The organism is Neisseria sp. P0022.S010, assembly GCF_051956635.1.
This window is the reverse complement of the sequence record NZ_JBQCXF010000365.1, coordinates 1-3033: the sequence shown is the minus strand read 5'-3', so window position 1 is coordinate 3033 and position 3033 is coordinate 1. Positions and strand designations below refer to the sequence as shown.

The window sequence follows — 3033 nt, the reverse complement described above, 5'->3', positions numbered from 1 at the left end:
GATTTCGGTATCGATACTTAAGTGGATATGCGTGTCGCCGGTATGGGTCATGACGGCTTCTTGGAGGGCGTTGGCAATGTCTGCAGCGATATGGGCAACTGGGAACGCGAATTTCAGGCCGATATGCAGGCCGTCTGAATGCTCTTCCAGAAGCGAAACGGCTTTTTCGCTGCCCAAAGTGCGTATTGTGGTGGGAATCAACACGGCATCGAGTGCGGTTCGGATGGCTGGAATATTCATAATCTGCCTCTTGAATGTGGGAAATTGTTTGATGTGCGCGATTTGCCTGCCTGACAAATCTGCTGAATTATACCCTTGAACGCCATGCAAGGGATACGCCCGAAAAACTTCAGGCTGCCTGAATCATCGGGCAGCCTGAAAAAAGGGTCAAATGAAACGCGGCCTTATTCGCTCAAGAGCGCAATGTCAGCAACTGCGTTCATTTGTTCTGCCAAGCGGTTCAGCAGGTTCAAACGGTTTTGCTTCACGGCGGCATCTTCAGCCATTACCATCACGCCGTCGAAGAATGCATCGACTTGCGGCTTGACGGAAGCAAGCTCGGACAAAGCAGTTTGGAAATTGCCTTCGGCAACGGCGGCGGAGATTTTCTGCTGCAAACCTTGCGCGGCGGCGTACAGGGCTTTTTCTTCGTCCTGTTGCAGCAGGCTTTCGTTAACCGCGCCCAACTCGGCATCGGCTTTTTTCAGCAGGTTTTGTACGCGTTTGTTGGCTGCGGCCAATGCGGCGGCTTCGGGCAGCTGTTTGAACGCGGCAACGGCCTGCAGTTTGGCCACTACGTCGTCCAAACGGCGCGGCTGTTTCGCCAATACAGCGGCAACGATGTCTTGCGGATAATCGTTTTGCAGCAACACGGCCAAACGCGCCTGCATGAAGTCGGCGGTTTCAGACGGCGTTTTTTCGTTAAGCAAACCCTTGGGGAAGCTGTCGAAGGTCGTCTGAATCAGCTCGTTTACGTCCAAACCATACTGCATCAGCATCCGCAGAATACCCAAGGCAGCGCGGCGAAGGGCGTAGGGGTCTTTGTCGCCGGTCGGAATCAGACCGATGCCCCAAATGCCGACCAAGGTTTCTAGCTTGTCGGCAAGCGCAACAGCGATAGCAATTTTGCTTTCAGGTAGCCTATCTCCTGCAAAACGCGGTTGATAGTGCTGCTCAATGGCTTCGGCGATTTCTTCGGTTTCGCCGTCCAAGCGGGCATAGTATTTGCCCATCGTGCCTTGCAGTTCGGGGAACTCGCCGACCATTTCGGTCACCAAGTCGGCTTTTGCCAAACGCGCGGCGCGTTCGGCTGCGGCGGCATCCGCGCCTAAAGCCTTGGCGATATGGGCGGCGATGCTTTGCAGGCGTTCGATACGTTCGGCTTGCGAACCGATTTTGTTGTGATAAACCACGTTCGCCAACTTGGGCAGGCGGCTTTCCAAAGTCGCTTTTTGGTCTTGCTTGTAGAAGAACTCGGCATCAGACAGGCGCGCGCGCAAGACGCGTTCGTTGCCTTGAATGATGTGCGACGGGTCTTCGGTTTGCAGGTTGGACACCAGCAGGAAGCGGTTCATCAGCTTGCCGTTTTGATCGAGCAACGGGAAGTATTTTTGGTTTTGCTGCATGGTCAGAATCAAGCATTCTTGCGGTACGGCGAGGAAGTGTTCTTCAAAACCGGCTTCCAATACCACAGGCCATTCGACCAATGCAGTCACTTCATCCAACAAGGCTTCATCGGCGGCAACGGTCGCGTTCAGACGGCCTGCCTGCTCGTTCAAGGCCGTCTGAATGGCGGCTTTGCGTTCGGCAAACGATGCTTCCACTTTGCCTTGCTCACGCATTTGCAAGGCGTAGCTGTCGGCATTTTCGATGGCGATTTCGCCGCTGGAGAGGAAACGGTGACCCAATGTTTTGTTGCCGCTTTGCAGACCCAAAACGCTGACGTTTACGATGTCGCTGCCGTACAGCACGATCAAGCTGTGTACAGGGCGCACGAAGGTAAATGTGCTGCTGCCCCAACGCATTACTTTTGGAATCGGCAGTTTTTTCACAGCGGCATTGATGATGCCTTCCAAAAGCTCGCCCAGCGGTTTGCCGGTTTGGACGTATTCGTAGGCGTACACGTCTTGCTTGCCATCGTTAATGATGGTCAAGTCTTCGATTTTCGCACCCGCACCGTGCGCGAAACCCTCCAAAGCCTTGGTCGGCGCACCGTCTTTCATGGCATTCGCTACGGCAGGGCCTTTTTTCACGATTTTTTGATCAGCTTGAACGGCTTTCACGTTTTTGACTTGAACGGCCAAACGGCGCGGAGAAGCGTAGGCAGTGTATTCGGCTGCGCCGTCAATCAGTTGCGCTTTTTCCAAGCCTTCGGCAACGGAAGCGGCAAAATGGTTGCCCAAATTATTGAGGGCTTTTGGCGGGAGTTCTTCAGTGAGAAGTTCGATTAAAAGGGTTTGGGTTGTCATGTGCTTATCGTTAAATAGGAAATTGGTTTGGCGTCTGAATACGGCATCATGCGGTTTTCAGACGCAAGGTTAATTGAATTGACGGCGATTTTATCATTTTCAGACGGCCTGTGGCTGTCTTTCACAAACAATTTGCCCGATTTTCAAGCACAACGTCCGCCACGGCTTCAATTTGCGGCGCGGATATACTGCAAGCCGCTGATTTCGTCTGATTCGGGAATGTCGCTTCCGGCAAACAGCGCACCGGCCAAACGCACGGCCGCACCGGTAACAGCAGGAGAAATCATAAAACCGTGGCGGAACAGGCCGTTGACTTCAATCAGGCGACGTTCGCGGTTGAAGCGGATTTCGGGGTTGTGGTGGTTTAAAGTCGGGCGCAAGCCGGTGGCCAGTTCCAAAAGGTTTGCCTCGCCAAATGCCGGATGCACGGCATACAGTGCGGACAAAAGTTCCAAACCGGAACGCACGCTGGCCGGCGCTTGGCTTTCGCTTTCGATTTGGGTCGCACCAATCACAAAAATATGGTTTTCCTTCGGCGCGATATACAAAGGATAGCGCGGATGCA

Annotated in this window: 2 protein-coding genes and 1 pseudogene; all 3 read right to left on the bottom strand. The window is 53.6% G+C overall.

All coding sequences use genetic code 11. The annotated features are described in order from the left end of the window. Nucleotides 1-240, bottom strand: a pseudogene (locus ACTHUT_RS16785) (iron-sulfur cluster carrier protein ApbC); the annotation flags it as partial. 164 nt (nt 241-404) lie between these two features. Further along, complete coding sequence (gene glyS / locus ACTHUT_RS16780) at nt 405-2468, bottom strand: glycine--tRNA ligase subunit beta (protein WP_250601415.1); 2064 nt, start codon at nt 2466-2468, stop codon at nt 405-407. Between the two features lie 167 nt (nt 2469-2635). Continuing rightward, a partial coding sequence (locus ACTHUT_RS16775; RefSeq protein WP_440419130.1) for an FAD-dependent oxidoreductase occupies nt 2636-3033 on the bottom strand: 398 nt, incomplete at its 5' end.